Raw genomic sequence first — 16,037 nt, forward strand, 5'->3', positions numbered from 1 at the left:
CTTGATCTGAGGCAGTCTTGTCGCCACATAGCGGCCATGCTGATCGAGACAGAACTCACGCCTAATCCGGCGACCATCAAATTCATTCCCGGCCGTGTCGTCATGGGCATGGGAACGCGGGACTTCATCACGCCAGAGGAAGCGGAAGCGTCGCCCCTCGCGTCGGCGCTGTTCGGGCTGGGCGATGTTACGGGCGTTTTCTTTGGCGGCGACTTCCTTTCGGTGACCATCGCGCCCGGCGCGCAGTGGAGCGACGTGAAGCCTGACGTCCTGTCGATCCTGCTTGAGCATTTTTCCGCCAATATGCCCCTGTTTGCGCCCGGATCGGCCGACGCGATCGTCGTGCCTGCGGAAGAGGAATTTTCCGACGATCCCGCCGATGCTGAGATTGTCGCCCAGATCAGGGAATTGATCGATACGCGCGTGCGCCCAGCGGTCGCCAATGACGGGGGCGACATCGTCTATCGCGGATTTGATCGTGGCACGGTGTTTTTGCGGATGCAGGGAGCCTGTTCGGGCTGCCCATCCTCCACCGCCACGCTGAAAAACGGCATTGAACAATTGCTGAAACATTATGTCCCGGAAGTAACCGAAGTGCGCGCCGTTTGACGTCCTGCGGGACGCTCATTGGCAAATAGAGGCGGATGGACTAACCGCTGAACCGATCCAATCCATCCGGCTTCTCACAGGGGACTTTCTTGCGCACTCTGGTCATCGACACCGCTACACAGGCACTGTCCGTGGCGCTGCTCGAAAATGGCCAGCCAGTGGGTCGTTTCCACGAAATTGTGGGACGGGGCCATGCCGAAGCGTTGATCCCGGCCCTTGCCGCCCTGCCCGATGGCGGGCGCGCCGATGCAGTCGCCGTGGATGTGGGTCCCGGCAGCTTTACTGGCGTTCGGATCGGCATAGCGGCAGCGCGCGCGCTGGCACTGGCCTGGTCGTTGCCCCTGCGCGGCTATGGAGCATTGTCCCTGATTGCGGCCAAGGCGGCACTGAACCATGATGGCGGACCCATCGCCGTCACCATAACCGGTGGACATGGCGAATTATTCTGGCAATGTTTTGAACGAGATGGCCTGACCGCCCTCACCGCTCCCGCTTCGACGCCCATTGCCACCCTGGCGGCCCAGATGGACCAGCCGATCATCTATGGCACGGGGGCCGAGGCATTGGTGACGGCCCGTGGCCATGGCCTGGCGATCAACCTTTATCCTGACTCGGTCGATTATCCTTTGATCGCGAACCTTCCCGCGCTGACGCCTTCCCCCATTTACTGCCGTGATGCCGATGCCCGGCCGATGGCAGCCCCTGCGCCTTCATGATCCCCGGCCTGACCCTGGACATCCATGAGGATGCGGAGCGCAATGCCATGGCCGACGCCATGGACGTGATGTCGCAGGCGTTCGACCCGGCTTATGGCGAAGCATGGACATTGTCCCAGCTGGCGGGCGTCATGGTGATGCCGGGAACATGGCTGACCATAGCGCGAGTCGATGCGGCGGTGCTGGGTTTTGCCCTGGTCCGGTCGGTGCTGGACGAATGCGAATTGCTGCTGCTGGCCGTTCACCCCCTTTGGCGCGGGCGCGGCGTGGGAGGCGCGCTGCTGGCCGACAGCCTGGCGACAGCACGACGACGCGGGATCAAGTCGATGAACCTGGAAGTGCGTTCATCGAATAATGCGATAAAATTATATGAAAATGTGGGCTTTGAATATGTACATCGTCGGCCGGGTTATTACCGCGGCCAGGATGGGCAACTTCACGATGCGCTTAGCTTACGTATAGAAATATTAGAATAGCCTGCATCATTCCTTGCTAAAGGAATGACCAAGGTATAACCCAACGATACCGCTCCTGAAATGATTTCGTTGGGCGGGTCGCAAATCAAATCAGACTTCGCAGGATAAAGAAAATGGAAACCGAATCGGCGCAGAGCGAACTGCTCATTACTTTGACGTCCGACATTGTGGCGGCACATGTCTCCAATAACAGCGTTGCGGTCTCTGATGTCGCTACCCTCATTCAAAATGTACACGCCGCTCTTTCAGGCCTGGCGACGCCCAGCGTCGCGCCGGAAGTAAAGCAGGAGCCTGCGGTCTCCGTCCGTTCATCGATCAAGCCGGATTACATCGTCTGCCTGGAAGATGGGAAGAAGCTGAAGATGCTCAAGCGGCATCTGATGACCCACTACCAGATGACGCCGGACGATTACCGGGCGAAATGGGGCCTGCCAGCGGACTATCCGATGGTGGCGCCGAATTACGCCGAACAGCGGCGCACACTGGCGAAAAAAATCGGGCTTGGCACCAAACGGCGCCGTACCCGCGCGAAATAAGCGCGCTACAGCCCTGATCCATTCTGATGAAGGGGCGCATCGACCATGCGCCCCTTTCATGCTGTGGGAAAAGCGGCTAGCCTTCCCCGATTATAGAATTAACGAAATGAGCCAATCTTCATGAACCGCAAGATCGACGTGGAAGCGCTTTGCCATGAAAAGGGCCTGCGTATCACCGAACAGCGCCGCGTCATCGCTCAGGTTTTGAGTGACGCGTCCGACCACCCGGATGTGGAGGAACTGCACAAACGATCGTCCACCATAGATCCGGGCATATCGATCGCCACGGTGTACCGCACTGTGCGCCTGTTCGAGGAAGCAGGAATTCTGGAACGCCATGATTTCGGCGATGGCCGGGCGCGCTACGAAGCCGCGCCGGAATCGCATCATGACCATTTGATCGATGTCGAAACCGGCAATGTCATCGAATTTGTCGATCCCGAACTGGAGCAGCTGCAAAAGCTGATCGCGGAAAGGCTGGGCTTTCGCCTGGTCGATCACCGCATGGAGCTTTACGGCGTTTCGCTCGACCGAAAGAACTGATCGGCTTGCCCAGGCTGCGCCGTCTGCTGCGAATTGGGGCGCTGGCGGGCAGCCTGATCCTCTGCCTTGTCCCGCATCTGGTCTGGCGCGCCTTTGGCAGGCGATCTCCCTGGCCGCCACGTTTCCTGGCGATGGCGGCGCGGTCAATAGGCACGCGGGTCCGTGTCGAGGGGCATGCGTTTCACGGCGACAATTTCATTATCGCCAATCATGTAAGCTGGGTCGATATATTGGCGCTGGGCGGTGCGACGGGCGCTGCCTTCGTCGCGCATGACGGAATCGCCGCGTGGCCCGTGATCGGCTGGCTGGCGGCACAGAACAACACCCTGTTCGTGGCGCGCAACCGGCGCGGCGCTATCGCAGGCCAGATCGATGGCCTGCGCGCAGCCCTGGCCGGTCACCAGCCGGTGGCGCTGTTCCCCGAAGGCACGACCAGCGATGGCCGCGCGCTGCTGCCTTTCAAGCCTTCACTGCTCGCGGTCCTGATGCCGCCGCCTCGCGCCGTCATGATCCAGCCCGTCCATATCGATTATGGCGACGCCACCGACGCCGTCGCATGGCACAGTGAAGAACCGGCGGGCGCGAACGCGCAACGGATATTGGAGCGCAAGGGTCGGCTGGACGTCACGCTGCGTTTTCTGGAGCCTTTGGACCCCACCCAATATCCCGACCGCAAGCAATTGGCGGCGGTGGTGAGCGAAAGAATAGCTTCCAGCATCGCGTGTCACCTGCCGCCTTTCACTTGTGCGACGCGCCCTGTATAGCTGGACCGCATGAATCGTAACGACGCTCCCAAGACTCCGGCCACCTTCCACGTCAAATCCTTCGGCTGCCAGATGAACGTCTATGATGGCGAGCGCATGGCCGAGATGCTGGGCGAGCGCGGCATGACGGCCGCCGACGAAGGCGTGCAGGCGGATCTAGTCATCCTGAACACCTGCCACATTCGCGAAAAGGCGGTGGACAAGGTCTATTCGGACATTGGTCGTCTGACGCGGGAGGATGGCACCCGCCCGATGATCGCGGTGGCTGGCTGCGTCGCCCAGGCGGAGGGCAGCGAAATCAGCCGACGCGCCAGAACTGTGGACATCGTGGTCGGCCCGCAGGCCTATCATAACCTGCCCGAATTGATCGAAAAAGCGGGTCGTGGCGAGGAAGCGGTGGACACCGACATGCCGCTTGCTTCCAAGTTCGGCGCGCTGCCCGCGCGCACGAAGCAGGCTCGCCCCACGGCATTTCTGACCATCATGGAAGGGTGCGACAAATTCTGCACCTATTGCGTCGTTCCTTACACGCGGGGCGCGGAAATCAGCCGCAGTTGGTCCGCCATCCTGGATGAAGCGAAAGCGCTGGTCGATGGCGGAGTGCGGGAAATCACCCTGCTGGGGCAGAATGTGAACGCCTGGACCGGGCAGGATGACAAGGGCCGCGCCCAGGGCATGGACGGCCTGGTCCGCGAACTGGCCAAGGTGAACGACCTCAAGCGCATCCGTTACACCACCAGCCATCCCAACGACATGAGCGACGGCCTGATCGCCGCGCATGGCGAAGTGGACAAGCTGATGCCGTTCCTCCACCTGCCGGTGCAATCGGGCAATGATCGCATCCTCAAGGCAATGAACCGCAGCCATAGCGTCGAGAGCTATCTGCGGATCATCGATCGCGTTCGCGCGGTCCGCCCGGACATTGCATTGTCGGGGGATTTCATCGTGGGCTTTCCTGGTGAAACCGATGCCCAGTTCGAAGATACGATCAAAATCGTCGAACAGGTCCGCTATGCCCAATGCTATTCGTTCAAATACAGCCCCCGCCCCGGCACCCCAGCGGCGGGAATGGACAGACAGGTCCCTGCCGAGGTGATGGACGATCGGCTGGCGCGGCTGCAGGCAGCGATCAACCGGCATCAGGCGGAATTCAACGCGACCACCGTTGGACGCCGCACCGAAATTCTGCTGGAACGCAAGGGCCGTCATCCGGGGCAGTTGATCGGAAAAACGCCCTGGCTTCAGTCGGTGCACGTCACCGCGCCGGAACTTTTCATCGGCGACATGGTCGAAGTGGATATCATCAGCGCCGGCCCGAACAGTCTGGCCGGTCAACCCAGCAGGAGGAAGGCCGCTTGAACCTACTCACAGTCGTTCCCGGCATAGCGGGAACCCATCTCCGACCCTGTCCGCCAGGCTCGAAGGGAGAGAGATGGATAGCCGCTCTTGCGGCTGCGACCGAAGTAGGAAGAGGCTGACCCATGTCCAAAAAACCTAATCAGAACCATCGCATCGACACCGCTGAACGCGCCCGCCTGGAGGTGATGTTTGAAAAGCCCCATCTTCTGGGTGCGCTTTTCGGGCAATATGATCAGAATCTGGTGGCCATCGAAAACCGGCTGGGCGTCTATATCGCGGCGCGCGGCAACAAGCTGCAGATCGAAGGCGATGCCGAAGCCGCCGCGCGCGCGCGCGATGTCCTGACCGGCCTTTACAACCGTATCGTGGCGGGCCAGGAAATCGATAGCGGCGCGGTGGAGGCGGTCATCGCCATGTCAGCCGAACCGATGCTGGACGGCATCATCCGCCACGATGTGGCCGAACCGCCGAAGGTGATGATCAGGACGCGCAAGAAGACGATCGTCCCGCGCTCTTCGACCCAGGTCACCTATATGGAGGCGCTGTCCCGGAACGACATCATCTTTGCCCTTGGCCCGGCAGGCACGGGCAAAACCTATCTTGCCGTGGCGCAGGCGGTCAGCCAGCTGATCACCGGCAGCGTCGACCGCCTGATCCTGTCGCGCCCTGCGGTGGAAGCCGGGGAGCGGCTGGGCTTTCTTCCGGGCGACATGAAAGAAAAGGTCGATCCCTATCTGCGCCCGATCTACGACGCGCTGTACGACACCCTGCCCGCCGAACAGGTCGAACGGCGCATCGCATCGGGTGAGATTGAAATCGCGCCCCTCGCCTTCATGCGCGGCCGCACGCTGGCCAACGCCTTCATCGTGCTGGACGAGGCGCAGAATACGACGATCGCCCAGATGAAGATGTTTCTCACCCGCTTTGGCGAAGGCAGCCGCATGGTCATATGCGGCGATCCACGGCAGGTGGATTTGCCGCAGCCGGGGATATCGGGACTTGCCGATGCGGTGGCACGGCTGGAGGGCGTGGACGGGATATCCATTGTACCCTTCGGCATTGGCGATGTCGTGCGGCATCCGGTCGTCGGGCGTATCGTTCAAGCCTATGAGGGACCGGATGCGTAAAGCCGGAAAGCGACATACTTCCCCCGCCCGCATGGCGATCACCATATATGGAACCCTGTCGATATGATCGAAGTCGCCGTGCTTCACGACCAAGGCTGGCCGGATGAGGATTGGGAAATGCTGGCCCAGCGCGCCGTTGTATCGGCCATCGTTCACAGCCCCTACGCCTCTTTCGCGACCGACCAAGCGCTATATGAAGTCGCGGTAAAGCTGACCAGCGACGAAGAGGTCCACCAGCTTAACCGAGATTATCGCGACAAGGACCGGCCGACCAATGTCCTGTCCTTTCCATTGGTGCAATCGGACCTGCTGGAAGGCACCGGCAACACCGATGACGGCGAAGTGCTGCTGGGCGACATCGTCCTGGCCGAAGGCGTATGCGCCCGCGAAGCTGCGGAAAAGGGCGTATCCATCGCCGACCATGCCATGCACCTTATCATCCATGGCACTTTCCATTTGCTGGGCTATGATCATATGGAAGATGCGGAAGCCGAAGCCATGGAGGCGCTGGAAACCCAGTCGCTACTCAGCCTTGGCGTCAGCGATCCTTATGGGGACCGCTAGATTTTTGACGCTGATCGCTTTAGCAGCCAGTTACATGTGCATTGGACAGGGGAATAGGAAGTCAGATGGCTGAGAGCAGCCCCAAGGACGGCAACGGTTCCAAGGAATCGGACAGTAGCAGCCAGGAAGGTGGCTTATGGAGCGGCCTGAAATCGCTCCTTTTCGGTGAAGACGAAGGTCATAGCCTTCGCCGCGAGCTGGAAGAAGCGCTCGACGAATATGATGAGGATGGAGAAGACGAGAAATCGTCTGCCCCCGCAAAGGGCGACCTGTCCGCTATCGAGCGCCAGATGGTCCGCAACCTCCTGCATTTTTCCGAACATACCGTCGATGATGTGGCGGTCCCCCGTGCCGACATCGTCGCGATCGAGGAAAAGGCGAGCTTTTCCGACCTTGCCGCGCTGTTCGCCGAAGCCGGGCACAGCCGCATCCCTGTGTATCGCGACACGCTGGATACCATCGTCGGCATGGTCCACATTCGCGACGCGTTCGCCATATTGGCCGGAAAGACGCCCGTCCCCGACAGCATCGCGCCGCTGATCCGGCAACCGCTCTATGTTCCTGAAAGCATGGGTGCGCTGGACCTGCTGGCGGAAATGCGCGCAAAACGCACGCATCTCGCCATCGTGCTGGACGAATATTCCGGCACGGAAGGCCTGCTGACCTTCGAAGATCTGGTCGAGGAAATCGTCGGCGATGTCGAGGATGAGCATGACGACGCTCCCGAAGCGCTGCTCGTGCCGCTGGAAAACGGGCTGTGGGATGCCGATGCCCGTGCGGAACTGGACGATGTGGCCAAGGAGATCGACAGTCGGCTTGCCGATATTGAGGAAGATGTCGACACGCTGGGCGGCCTCGCCTTCGTCATAGCCGGACGCGTGCCGGAGGCCGGAGAGATATTGGAACATCAGCAGAGCGGATGGCGGTTGGAAGTCGTCAGCAGCGACGGGCGCAGGGTCACGCGGCTGCGCCTGCATCCGCCCAGGGAAATGGAGAGCGGCGAGGAAGAATGACCTCGGCGTGGCAGGCTAGTCGGGCGCGACTGTTGCCCAATCGCTTTTGGAACAGGCTGGGCCGGATAGCGGCGACGGCGCTGGCTTTTGCCCTGTCACTGCCGCTTCAGGCGGAAACAGAATGGGAGCTGGTGAGAAGCTACCCGCATGATTCGGGCGCTTTTACCGAGGGCCTCTTTTTCCACGACGGCGCCCTGTATGAAAGCACTGGGCTGGAGGGGCGATCGGATATCCGCAAGGTCGCGCTGAAAAATGGCAGGGTGCTGGATCGTCGCATCATACCCCGGCCCTATTTCGGCGAAGGCATCGTCAACTGGAAGGATCGGCTGGTCAGCGTCACCTGGCGGCACCGGACTGGTTTCATATGGAATATCAGAGACTTTTCGCCCATATCACAGTTCCGCTACGAAGGCGAAGGCTGGGGTCTGACGCAGGACGGGCACAGCATCATCATGAGCGATGGGACCGCTCAACTTCGTTTCCTGGACCCAGACACGCTTTACGAGCGACGTCGCGTCACCGTTTCTTTCAAGGGCAAACCAGTCGAGCGGTTGAACGAACTGGAATATGTGAAGGGGGAAATTTGGGCCAACATCTGGTATGACAGCCAGATCGCGCGCATCGATCCGCAGACCGGCGACGTCATCGACTGGATCGATATTGCGCCCCTGCTAATGGCCAGCGGAGCGATCGATGGCGAATCCGTCGCCAACGGCATCGCCTATGATGCCAAGGGGGATCGGATTTTCGTAACTGGCAAAAATTGGGCAAAACTGTTCGAGATCAGGGTGAAGCGCTGATCCTTCCGTCTACCCGTCAGTTTGCTTTTTTTCTTCGCGTTTCCCATCCTTTTTTCGCTGCGGCTGACCGGTCCGCTGCCGATCGTCCGGCAGAGGAGGCACCGCCCTTTCGCCCTCCTTTGCGAGATGACGCATGGCTATCGGGCTTGCCGCGTCCTGAACCGGATTTATTGCCGCCGCCACTTTCCTTGTTCACCGTGGCCCAAGCGCGCCGTTCCGCTTCCCCCTTAGAAACGCCGCGCTTTTCATAGCCTTCCTCGATATGTTCGGCCTTGCGCTTTTGTTTGTCGGTATAGCTGCTCTTGTCGCCTTGAGGCATGGTGATTCTCCCATCGACATGTTCCCAGCGCGCTGCGTTTCATCGGACGCAGGTCGCGCGCTCCAGTTTTTTTATCGCATCGCTTTAAGCGCAAAACCGGTTCCCACTTTTGCGCACGATGCTCCAAGCCCATCAAACTATCAGCAGTCTTTCCCGTTCAATCCACTACGCCGCCGTTACGAACGGGCACGGAACGGATGTAAACGGGCGGGCGTTCCGACGATCATGAAACAGCGCTCTCTCATCGAACGGCTCGCGCGCCATCTCGCCACCGATGCCTCGGACGATTGGCCTGAACGGGTAGCGGATGCGGCGAGCATGCTGGCCATATTGAAGGACCCCGACGCGGCCATGCGCGACGCAGGCGACGAGACTGTGTGGCGCGCAATGATCGATGCCGCGCTACGCCAACGCTGGCAAATCGCGGGTGCGGGCGAAGGCGACGCAGCCCGCCCCGGAACCGATGAGGAAGGCGAATTCGACCTGCCGCCCGATGGCGTGACCGGCAACCATGCCGACTGGGTCCATATTCATAACCCGCAGGAGAAATCATCATGAAGGGGTTGTTAAGGCTGGCATTTATTACTGGACTTGGCACTGTTGCATGGAAAAGCTGGCAGACGCGCAAGGTGCCCAGGGAAGTGGATGACCGCGCCCCGGTTGGTTCTTCGGGAATCGTGCGGGATGCGGGACCCGAAGAACAGCATGTCGCCGTCAGCGATTGGGACATGGTCGATGAACAAGCGGATGAATCCTTTCCTGCCAGCGATCCGCCAGGCAATTATCGCGGCGTAGCCTGACGCGATCGCGCCCTCTTATTGCCCCCTAACCACTGCTTCCCTATGAGGGCGCGGCGTAGCGGGCGTTTGTCCGTTTTTAACAGGGAAAATCATTAATGGCTTCGGGTCTGATCGCGCTGCTCGACGACGTGGCGGGAATAGCCAAGCTGGCGGCCACATCGATGGACGATGTTGCTGCCGCAGCGGGCAAGGCAGGGTCGAAGGCCGCCGGGGTTGTCATCGACGATGCGGCGGTGACGCCGCGCTACGTCATGGGCCTGACGCCCGACCGCGAACTGCCGATCATCTGGCAGATCGCGCGGGGTTCGTTGCGCAACAAGCTGCTTTTCCTCCTACCCGCTGCTCTGTTGCTCAGCGCATTTGCGCCATGGCTGTTACCGCCCCTCCTGATGGCGGGGGGCGCGTTTCTGTGTTTCGAAGCCGCCGAAAAGCTGTTGGAAGCGATGCAGGGCGGGCATGATGTCGCGCAAGAAGCGCTGGTCACCCACAGTTCGGTGGAACTGGAACAGCAGAAGGTTTCGGGCGCGATCCGCACCGACTTCATCCTGTCGGGCGAAATCATGGCGATTGCGCTTGGCACCGTCGCCACGGAGCCGCTGTGGGAACAGGCGGTTATCCTGCTGGTCGTCGCCATCCTGATAACCGGCGGAGTATATGGCGTCGTCGGCCTGATCGTGAAGATGGACGACATCGGCCTGCATCTGGCCGAACGGTCGTCCGCCATGGCGCGCGCTGTAGGGCGCGGGCTGGTCCATGCGATGCCGGTACTCATGAAGATATTGTCGGTCGTAGGCACGGCGGCGATGCTATGGGTCGGCGGCGGCCTGATCGTGCACGGGCTGCATGAATTTCACCTGGACCTGATCCCCGGCGCCATCCACGCTGTCGCGGAAGGCGCGGCCCACGCGCTGCCCGCCGTCGGCCCGGCGGTCGACTGGCTGGTGAACGCCATTGGATCAGGCATCGTCGGCCTGATCATCGGCGGCATCATCGTCGCCTTGCTCCATCTGTTCAAGAAACATTGAAGCCCAGGCAGGCCACAGCCCGTCCCCCGTCCCACTCGTCCTGAAAATCATTCGGTGCACATGCTGCGGCGCACAAAGCAATTGATCAGTCGGTGCGAATCAGTAATTACATGGCTTCATGACCGCCCCGACGACTATTTTCGAAGCGATTGCGCTCCAGAAATGCCTGATGGCGACCTACAATAAGTTGGTCGTCAAGCTCGCCCCGCACATCCTTTATACGCGTCATGATGAAATGTTCATCGACGCCGTAACGATCGAGCGCGAAGGACGGCCACCGCGTGAGTTGAAGCTGGGCACGTTTAAACTGGTTGGCCTCAATGATGTCAGCATCCTGGACGAAACGTTCGAAGCGATGCACGGCCTTTATGATGAAACGGACGCCAAATATAAGGGCGTCACGCTGTTTGCGATCGCGCCCGAAAGCGCCATCGCCTGAAGTCGGGGATGGAGGGGACAACGCCCCTGCCCCTTATTTCTTCAGTCGGTATCCGGTTTTGAATATCCAGCCGATCACGGCCAGACACACGATCAGCATCGCGCTGATGAACAGCAGGCTGAATTCGATGCCCACGTCACCGCGGCCAAAGAAGGTCCAGCGAAAGCCCGAAATCAGGTAGACGATCGGATTGAACAGCGTGATCGTGCGCCACGGCTCTGCCAGCATGTGGATGGAGTAGAAAGCACCGCCCAGGAAGGTCATGGGCATGATCAACAGCATGGGAATGACCTGCAACTGTTCAAAACTCTGCGCCCAGACCCCCAATATGAAGCCAAACAGGCTGAAACTGATGGCGATCAGGATCATGAAGCCAGCCATCGCGATCGGGCTTTCGATCTGGATATCGACGAACAGATGCGCCGTGATCAGGATGATGACGCCAACGGCCAGTGACTTCGTAGCTGCTGCCCCCACATAGGCGATCACCGTTTCGATGGCGGAAACGGGCGCGGACAGAAGTTCGTAAATCGTGCCGCTGAATTTGGGCATGTAGATGCCAAAGCTGGCGTTGAAGATGCTTTCAGTGAACATCGACATCATGATGAGGCCGGGCACGATGAAGGCCGCATAAGGAATTCCGTCAATCTGCGTCATGCGCGACCCGATCGCTCCGCCGAACACCACGAAATACAGGGACGTGGTGATGACCGGAACCAGCAAGCCGGTCAGCAGCGTGCGGCTGAACCGGTGCAATTCGAACCGATAGATCGCCCAGATGGCACGATGGTTGAAATGAGTCATGCCGCCTTCTCCTGATGGACCAGGCTGACGAAAATATCCTCCAGGCTGCTCTGCTGCGTGTTCAGATCCTTGTAACCGATGCCCAGATCGCCCAGCCGCCGCAGCAGCGACGACACACCCGTCCGCCCGGCCTGCGTATCGAACACATATTCAATTTCGAAACCGTCCCCGTTCAGTAACAGGTTCCATTCAGCCAGTTCGGGCGGCAAAGCGCGCAGCGGTTCACCCAGCGCGACCGTCAGCGTCTTGCGGCCCAGCTTTTTCATGAGGGTGGCCTTTTCCTCGACCAGGATCAGTTCGCCCTTGTCGATCACGCCGACCCGATCGGCCATTTCCTCGGCCTCCTCAATATAGTGGGTGGTCAGGATGATGGTGACCCCTGTCGCCCGCAACTCGCCGATCAGTTTCCACATGTCGCGGCGAAGCTCTACATCGACGCCTGCCGTGGGCTCGTCCAAAAACAATATCCTGGGTTCATGACTCAGTGCCTTGGCGATCATGACGCGCCGCTTCATGCCGCCGGACAGTTCCAGCATCTTGTTGTTCCGCTTGTCCCACAGCGACAGGTCGCGCAACACCTTTTCCACATGGGCGTCGTCGCGCGGTTTACCGAACAGACCACGGGAAAAGCGAACCGTGTCGATCACGCGTTCGAACGAGTCGGTATGCAGTTCCTGCGGAACGAGGCCAATCGCAGACCGCGATGCGCGATAATTTTTGACAATATCGTGCCCGGCTACCGTGACCGATCCGTCGCTGGCCCGGATATTGCCGCAGATGATGGAAATCATCGTCGTCTTGCCCGCGCCATTTGGCCCCAGCAATGCGAAGATCTCTCCTTCTTCGATCTCCAGATTGACGCCCTTGAGCGCCTGAAAGCCTGACGCATAATTTTTCGTCAGACCCGATACCGTGATGATGGACGCCATGCGTGGATAAGCCCCTTTTCTTGCTGGCGAAGATAGGGACCCAAAGCCGTGACACAACCGAAAGGCTAGTCCGTCGTGCGGAAAAAACGAAAAACCGTAGCTGGCGGAAAATTCCGCACCGTCTGTCCGACGCGCGCGACCTCCAGGCCCAGCATGTCCAGCACGTCCCGGCTGACGGGCGGGCGGGGTGAATAGGTGAACTGGATGAATCCCCCGCCCGGCCGCAGCATACGGAACGCTTCGGACAGGATATCGCGGTGCATGTGGCGGTCCATGGCCAGCAGGGGAAGGCCGCTGACGATGGTCTGATAATGTCCCGCCTCGCCCGCGGCGACCGTCGATACGATCTGCGCGGGCGTTTCCAGCACGGACACAGCGGGAAAGTGCCGCCGCAGGCCGCGGGCGAAGGCTGGATTGATTTCCACCACCTCCAGCTTTTCCGGCGGCAATCCGGTCTTCAGGATGGCGCGGGTAAACACACCCGTCCCCCCACCCAATTCCATGACCCGGCCATCGTCGGGGTCGATATGGGCGACCATCAATCGGGCCAGAAAACGGCTGCTGGGCACGACAGACGCCGTCTGCCGGGGCTTTTTCACCCAGGCTGCCAGAAAGTCCAGATATTCGGTGGCACGCGCGCGAAATTCGCTGTTGGGCAGAGCGATGGCCCGGCTGCGCTTAGGCTTATGTTGCATGAGCGAAAGGCGACCGTCCTCTTATCATGGAGACTCCCTTAGCGAGGGGAAGGCGCGGCGTCGATTGACTTTAGCATTTCGCGATGAAGGGTGAGCGGGACCGGATAGGGTGTCCCATGGATTCAAGTCGTTGCCGCAGGTTCATGCAACCTCCATCAATATCAGGGGGTTCACATCAGCGAGCATTTTCTCGGAGGATTATTATGCGTAAAGCCGTTCTTGCCCTTGTCGCCGCTTCGATGGCGATTCCCGTTTCCATGGCGGTGCCCGCCGATGGCGCGCAGGCGCGCAAGCATCACCGCTACAAGGAGTGGCGCGGTCGGGATGGGCGAACCTATTGCCGCAAATCAGACGGCACGACCGGCCTGATCATCGGCGGCGTGGGCGGCGCGCTGCTTGGTCGCACGATCGACACGCAGGGGGATCGCGCCACCGGCACCATCCTGGGTGCTGCGGGCGGCGCGCTGCTGGGCAAGGAAATTGACAGCAAGCGCCGCTGCCGCTGATACAGAATGGGGCGGCTTACTGGAAAGCCGCCCTCTTCGAAATATTATTCGCTTGCAGCGCCTTGCGCCGATTCCAGGCTGAAGGCGACATGAACGCCACCCGTTGTCCCGGAAACTTTCCCCTTTTTAACCGCCAGGTTGAAGGCGGACGCGTCGGGATAGCGACGCCCGGTGATCACCTGACCCACCTTCGTCTCGCGCACATTATAGACGTAGGTGTAGCCTTCGTGGGTGAAGCGCTGCTTTCCCTCTTCGGCAGAAGCCGGGGCTGCCAACGAAAATACAGTGCCCAGGGCACCAGAAACAATGAATTTCGACAGCATTCGCATGGGATTAGCTCCTTGAGAATGCCGATCAAACACCCCTGATCTTATGTTCTGCCCCGCAGGCTATTGTCGCTGCAATGCAGCAGCAATCGCAAGTGACGGCGTGACGATTGCGTCAAACGCAATCATCCCGTCGGCACGATCAGGCGTTCGACAGAGCCAATATGTGCCGAAATTCTGCTTCGGTAAGCGGCGATACGGACAGGCGCGACTGGCGCAATATGACCATTTCGGAAAGCGCCGGGTCAGCCTTCATCGTTTTCAATGTCACGGGCTTGGTCAATTTTTCCTTCGGTGCAACATGGACCGCGATCCACTTGCCACTGTCGTCGGTACTGTCGGGCGCCGCTTCCTCTACAATTTCCATGATTCCAACGGCTTCAACGCCGATATTGCTATGGTAGAAGATGGACAGGTCACCCTTGCGCATGGCCTTCATATTGAGCTGGGCAGCATGGTTGCGCACGCCGTCCCATTCCGCCTGCCCCTTTTCCACCAGGTCATCATAGGAAAAAACGTCGGGTTCCGATTTCATCAGCCAATAGTTCATCCAGCCTCCTTGCATCAGCCTGCGGAGCCGATCAAGGATGACTGCGAGCAAGCGGAGTGAAGAAATGTCCCAGCCGGAACCGGCACAAGTTCCCATCCTGTCGATGGCGGACATGGCGAAGGCGGATTTCGCCCAGGCGCTGGGATGTTCGTTCCAGCGCTTTGGCTTCGCCATGGTCAGGGATCATGGCATGAACGAAGCGGTTATCGACCGGTGCTGGGCATTGTCCCGCCGCTTCTTCGATCTGCCAGTGGACGCGAAGCTGCGTTATGACGCCGCCGCCAATGGAGGACAGCGTGGCTACACGGCCTTTGGCAGGGAAATAGCCAAGGACGCGAACGAAAATGATCTCAAGGAATTCTGGCATATAGGACGCGACCTTCCCATGGGAGACCCGCTTGCCAACGCCATGCCGCCCAATGTCTGGCCGGAAGAGATCACGCATTTCCGCGCCGCCTTCACGCGCCTTTATGCCGAATTCGAACAGGCGGGGGCCGCATTATTGTCGGCCATCGCGCTTTATCTGGGGCTGGATGAACATTGGTTCGAACAGGCGACGGGCAAGGGCAATTCGATCCTGCGGCTGCTGCATTATCCTCCCGTGTCCCCCGCCGCGCCCGGCGTCAGGGCAGCCGCGCATGAGGATATCAACCTGATCACCCTGCTGCTGGGTGCGGAGGAAGGCGGGCTGGAACTGAAGGATCGCGATGGCAACTGGCTGCCCGTGGTCCCGCCGCCGGGCGCGCTGGCGATCAATGTGGGCGACATGCTGCAACGGCTGACCAACCACCGCCTTCCATCGACCAGCCACCGGGTCGTCAATCCTGCACCTGAACGACGGGGGGTATCCCGCTATTCCATGCCGTTTTTCCTGCACCTGCGGCCCGATTTCCTGATCGAGCCGCTGCCGCAATGCACCGACGAGGCGCATCTGCCGCGGGACCCGCCGATAACGGCGCATGATTATCTGATGGAACGGTTGCGCGACATTGGCCTGGTCAAGGCCTAGATGTTTAGTCCCATCCTTTGATGGTGCATTATTCAACCAGGAATGGAAGGATGCGCTATGGGGCAGATTTTACACGGGAGCGCCCGCACGACTGAGGCAGTCCGTCGAGCGATACAGCATAGTCAAGA

At 60.0% G+C, this 16,037-nt stretch carries 23 protein-coding genes; 17 read left to right on the forward strand and 6 right to left on the reverse strand.

Features of this window, described 5'->3' with window-relative positions; all coding sequences use genetic code 11:
- The first annotated feature begins 36 nt into the window (after window positions 1-36).
- From ACI3KQ_RS14440 to ACI3KQ_RS14490, 11 genes are all read left to right on the forward strand, one after another.
- Window positions 37-609 (forward strand): NifU family protein, encoded by a 573-nt coding sequence (locus tag ACI3KQ_RS14440; RefSeq protein ID WP_404958788.1) that lies wholly within the window; start codon window positions 37-39, stop codon window positions 607-609.
- Between the two features lie 89 nt (window positions 610-698).
- Window positions 699-1,325 carry a tRNA (adenosine(37)-N6)-threonylcarbamoyltransferase complex dimerization subunit type 1 TsaB gene (gene tsaB / locus ACI3KQ_RS14445; protein ID WP_404958790.1) on the forward strand — a complete coding sequence of 209 codons (627 nt, stop codon included), beginning with the start codon at window positions 699-701 and terminating at the stop codon, window positions 1,323-1,325.
- Window positions 1,322-1,801 carry a ribosomal protein S18-alanine N-acetyltransferase gene (gene rimI / locus ACI3KQ_RS14450; RefSeq protein WP_404958792.1) on the forward strand — a complete coding sequence of 160 codons (480 nt, stop codon included), beginning with the start codon at window positions 1,322-1,324 and terminating at the stop codon, window positions 1,799-1,801. The genes tsaB and rimI overlap by 4 nt, the downstream gene beginning before the upstream one ends.
- Window positions 1,802-1,914: 113 nt before the next feature.
- Window positions 1,915-2,337, forward strand: a complete 423-nt coding sequence (locus tag ACI3KQ_RS14455) for a MucR family transcriptional regulator (RefSeq protein ID WP_404958794.1) — start codon at window positions 1,915-1,917, stop codon at window positions 2,335-2,337.
- A 120-nt stretch (window positions 2,338-2,457) separates the two neighbouring features.
- Window positions 2,458-2,880, forward strand: a complete 423-nt coding sequence (locus tag ACI3KQ_RS14460) for a Fur family transcriptional regulator (RefSeq protein WP_167303471.1) — start codon at window positions 2,458-2,460, stop codon at window positions 2,878-2,880.
- 5 nt (window positions 2,881-2,885) lie between these two features.
- Entirely contained in the window at window positions 2,886-3,644 is a 759-nt protein-coding gene (locus ACI3KQ_RS14465; RefSeq protein ID WP_404958795.1) for a lysophospholipid acyltransferase family protein, read from the forward strand.
- Between the two features lie 9 nt (window positions 3,645-3,653).
- Window positions 3,654-5,003, forward strand: coding sequence for a tRNA (N6-isopentenyl adenosine(37)-C2)-methylthiotransferase MiaB (miaB, locus tag ACI3KQ_RS14470; RefSeq protein WP_404958796.1), 1,350 nt, complete (start codon window positions 3,654-3,656; stop codon window positions 5,001-5,003).
- Between the two features lie 122 nt (window positions 5,004-5,125).
- Complete coding sequence (locus ACI3KQ_RS14475; protein WP_404958797.1) at window positions 5,126-6,130, forward strand: PhoH family protein; 1,005 nt, start codon at window positions 5,126-5,128, stop codon at window positions 6,128-6,130.
- A gap of 63 nt (window positions 6,131-6,193) precedes the next feature.
- The gene (gene ybeY, locus ACI3KQ_RS14480; RefSeq protein ID WP_404958799.1) at window positions 6,194-6,694 is read left to right on the forward strand and encodes an rRNA maturation RNase YbeY; all 501 of its coding nucleotides are present in this window, start codon (window positions 6,194-6,196) and stop codon (window positions 6,692-6,694) included.
- 65 nt (window positions 6,695-6,759) lie between these two features.
- Window positions 6,760-7,707 carry a hemolysin family protein gene (locus ACI3KQ_RS14485; protein WP_404958801.1) on the forward strand — a complete coding sequence of 316 codons (948 nt, stop codon included), beginning with the start codon at window positions 6,760-6,762 and terminating at the stop codon, window positions 7,705-7,707.
- Window positions 7,704-8,507, forward strand: coding sequence for a glutaminyl-peptide cyclotransferase (locus tag ACI3KQ_RS14490; protein ID WP_404958803.1), 804 nt, complete (start codon window positions 7,704-7,706; stop codon window positions 8,505-8,507). Before ACI3KQ_RS14485 ends, ACI3KQ_RS14490 begins: the two co-directional genes overlap by 4 nt.
- A gap of 16 nt (window positions 8,508-8,523) precedes the next feature.
- Here the strand turns inward: ACI3KQ_RS14490 and ACI3KQ_RS14495 are convergent, their stop codons facing one another.
- Window positions 8,524-8,826 (reverse strand): plasmid stabilization protein, encoded by a 303-nt coding sequence (locus ACI3KQ_RS14495; RefSeq protein ID WP_404958805.1) that lies wholly within the window; start codon window positions 8,824-8,826, stop codon window positions 8,524-8,526.
- A gap of 225 nt (window positions 8,827-9,051) precedes the next feature.
- On the opposite strand from ACI3KQ_RS14495, the gene ACI3KQ_RS14500 reads away from it, so the two are divergent.
- The 4 genes from ACI3KQ_RS14500 to ACI3KQ_RS14515 all read left to right on the forward strand — a co-directional run bounded on the left by ACI3KQ_RS14500 (window position 9,052) and on the right by ACI3KQ_RS14515 (window position 11,090).
- Complete coding sequence (locus ACI3KQ_RS14500; protein ID WP_404958807.1) at window positions 9,052-9,384, forward strand: hypothetical protein; 333 nt, start codon at window positions 9,052-9,054, stop codon at window positions 9,382-9,384.
- A complete protein-coding gene (locus ACI3KQ_RS14505; protein WP_404958809.1) occupies window positions 9,381-9,626 on the forward strand; it encodes a hypothetical protein in 246 nt (81 codons plus the stop codon). The genes ACI3KQ_RS14500 and ACI3KQ_RS14505 overlap by 4 nt, the downstream gene beginning before the upstream one ends.
- 95 nt (window positions 9,627-9,721) lie before the next feature.
- Entirely contained in the window at window positions 9,722-10,651 is a 930-nt protein-coding gene (locus ACI3KQ_RS14510) for a DUF808 domain-containing protein (RefSeq protein WP_404958811.1), read from the forward strand.
- 118 nt (window positions 10,652-10,769) lie between these two features.
- The gene (locus ACI3KQ_RS14515) at window positions 10,770-11,090 is read left to right on the forward strand and encodes a hypothetical protein (RefSeq protein ID WP_404958813.1); all 321 of its coding nucleotides are present in this window, start codon (window positions 10,770-10,772) and stop codon (window positions 11,088-11,090) included.
- 33 nt (window positions 11,091-11,123) lie between these two features.
- On the opposite strand, the gene ACI3KQ_RS14520 is transcribed toward ACI3KQ_RS14515, so the two are convergent.
- From ACI3KQ_RS14520 to ACI3KQ_RS14530, 3 genes are all read right to left on the reverse strand, one after another.
- Entirely contained in the window at window positions 11,124-11,894 is a 771-nt protein-coding gene (locus ACI3KQ_RS14520) for an ABC transporter permease (RefSeq protein WP_404958815.1), read from the reverse strand.
- Window positions 11,891-12,823 (reverse strand): ABC transporter ATP-binding protein, encoded by a 933-nt coding sequence (locus tag ACI3KQ_RS14525; protein ID WP_404958817.1) that lies wholly within the window; start codon window positions 12,821-12,823, stop codon window positions 11,891-11,893. Before ACI3KQ_RS14525 ends, ACI3KQ_RS14520 begins: the two co-directional genes overlap by 4 nt.
- A 65-nt stretch (window positions 12,824-12,888) precedes the next feature.
- Window positions 12,889-13,518: a class I SAM-dependent methyltransferase gene (locus ACI3KQ_RS14530; RefSeq protein WP_404958819.1), complete on the reverse strand. Its 630-nt coding sequence runs from the start codon at window positions 13,516-13,518 to the stop codon at window positions 12,889-12,891.
- A gap of 203 nt (window positions 13,519-13,721) precedes the next feature.
- Here ACI3KQ_RS14530 and ACI3KQ_RS14535 point away from each other — a divergent pair, with 203 nt between their 5' ends.
- Window positions 13,722-14,024, forward strand: coding sequence for a glycine zipper 2TM domain-containing protein (locus ACI3KQ_RS14535; RefSeq protein ID WP_404958821.1), 303 nt, complete (start codon window positions 13,722-13,724; stop codon window positions 14,022-14,024).
- Between the two features lie 44 nt (window positions 14,025-14,068).
- Here ACI3KQ_RS14535 and ACI3KQ_RS14540 read toward each other — a convergent pair whose 3' ends face one another.
- Together ACI3KQ_RS14540 and ACI3KQ_RS14545 are read right to left on the reverse strand one after the other, a co-directional pair.
- A complete protein-coding gene (locus ACI3KQ_RS14540) occupies window positions 14,069-14,347 on the reverse strand; it encodes a hypothetical protein (protein ID WP_404958829.1) in 279 nt (92 codons plus the stop codon).
- Window positions 14,348-14,492: 145 nt separating this feature from the next.
- Window positions 14,493-14,900, reverse strand: coding sequence for an EVE domain-containing protein (locus tag ACI3KQ_RS14545; RefSeq protein ID WP_404958823.1), 408 nt, complete (start codon window positions 14,898-14,900; stop codon window positions 14,493-14,495).
- A 64-nt stretch (window positions 14,901-14,964) separates the two neighbouring features.
- On the opposite strand from ACI3KQ_RS14545, the gene ACI3KQ_RS14550 reads away from it, so the two are divergent.
- Window positions 14,965-15,909, forward strand: coding sequence for an isopenicillin N synthase family dioxygenase (locus tag ACI3KQ_RS14550; RefSeq protein ID WP_404958831.1), 945 nt, complete (start codon window positions 14,965-14,967; stop codon window positions 15,907-15,909).
- Window positions 15,910-16,037: the final 128 nt, after the last annotated feature.

Source organism: Sphingobium sp. ZW T5_29 (assembly GCF_044987515.1).
Lineage (GTDB): Bacteria > Pseudomonadota > Alphaproteobacteria > Sphingomonadales > Sphingomonadaceae > Sphingobium.

Bases quoted from the DNA above. Each gene is read 5' to 3' on its own strand.
- ACI3KQ_RS14440 (WP_404958788.1), top strand. From the start codon at position 37: ATGCTGATCGAGACAGAACTCACGCCTAATCCGGCGACCATCAAATTC.
- rimI (WP_404958792.1), top strand. From the start codon at position 1,322: ATGATCCCCGGCCTGACCCTGGACATCCATGAGGATGCGGAGCGCAAT.
- ACI3KQ_RS14455 (WP_404958794.1), top strand. From the start codon at position 1,915: ATGGAAACCGAATCGGCGCAGAGCGAACTGCTCATTACTTTGACGTCC.
- ACI3KQ_RS14460 (WP_167303471.1), top strand. From the start codon at position 2,458: ATGAACCGCAAGATCGACGTGGAAGCGCTTTGCCATGAAAAGGGCCTG.
- miaB (WP_404958796.1), top strand. From the start codon at position 3,654: ATGAATCGTAACGACGCTCCCAAGACTCCGGCCACCTTCCACGTCAAA.
- ACI3KQ_RS14475 (WP_404958797.1), top strand. From the start codon at position 5,126: ATGTCCAAAAAACCTAATCAGAACCATCGCATCGACACCGCTGAACGC.
- ybeY (WP_404958799.1), top strand. From the start codon at position 6,194: ATGATCGAAGTCGCCGTGCTTCACGACCAAGGCTGGCCGGATGAGGAT.
- ACI3KQ_RS14485 (WP_404958801.1), top strand. From the start codon at position 6,760: ATGGCTGAGAGCAGCCCCAAGGACGGCAACGGTTCCAAGGAATCGGAC.
- ACI3KQ_RS14490 (WP_404958803.1), top strand. From the start codon at position 7,704: ATGACCTCGGCGTGGCAGGCTAGTCGGGCGCGACTGTTGCCCAATCGC.
- ACI3KQ_RS14495 (WP_404958805.1), bottom strand. From the start codon at position 8,826: ATGCCTCAAGGCGACAAGAGCAGCTATACCGACAAACAAAAGCGCAAG.
- ACI3KQ_RS14500 (WP_404958807.1), top strand. From the start codon at position 9,052: ATGAAACAGCGCTCTCTCATCGAACGGCTCGCGCGCCATCTCGCCACC.
- ACI3KQ_RS14505 (WP_404958809.1), top strand. From the start codon at position 9,381: ATGAAGGGGTTGTTAAGGCTGGCATTTATTACTGGACTTGGCACTGTT.
- ACI3KQ_RS14510 (WP_404958811.1), top strand. From the start codon at position 9,722: ATGGCTTCGGGTCTGATCGCGCTGCTCGACGACGTGGCGGGAATAGCC.
- ACI3KQ_RS14515 (WP_404958813.1), top strand. From the start codon at position 10,770: ATGACCGCCCCGACGACTATTTTCGAAGCGATTGCGCTCCAGAAATGC.
- ACI3KQ_RS14520 (WP_404958815.1), bottom strand. From the start codon at position 11,894: ATGACTCATTTCAACCATCGTGCCATCTGGGCGATCTATCGGTTCGAA.
- ACI3KQ_RS14525 (WP_404958817.1), bottom strand. From the start codon at position 12,823: ATGGCGTCCATCATCACGGTATCGGGTCTGACGAAAAATTATGCGTCA.
- ACI3KQ_RS14530 (WP_404958819.1), bottom strand. From the start codon at position 13,518: ATGCAACATAAGCCTAAGCGCAGCCGGGCCATCGCTCTGCCCAACAGC.
- ACI3KQ_RS14535 (WP_404958821.1), top strand. From the start codon at position 13,722: ATGCGTAAAGCCGTTCTTGCCCTTGTCGCCGCTTCGATGGCGATTCCC.
- ACI3KQ_RS14540 (WP_404958829.1), bottom strand. From the start codon at position 14,347: ATGCTGTCGAAATTCATTGTTTCTGGTGCCCTGGGCACTGTATTTTCG.
- ACI3KQ_RS14545 (WP_404958823.1), bottom strand. From the start codon at position 14,900: ATGAACTATTGGCTGATGAAATCGGAACCCGACGTTTTTTCCTATGAT.
- ACI3KQ_RS14550 (WP_404958831.1), top strand. From the start codon at position 14,965: ATGTCCCAGCCGGAACCGGCACAAGTTCCCATCCTGTCGATGGCGGAC.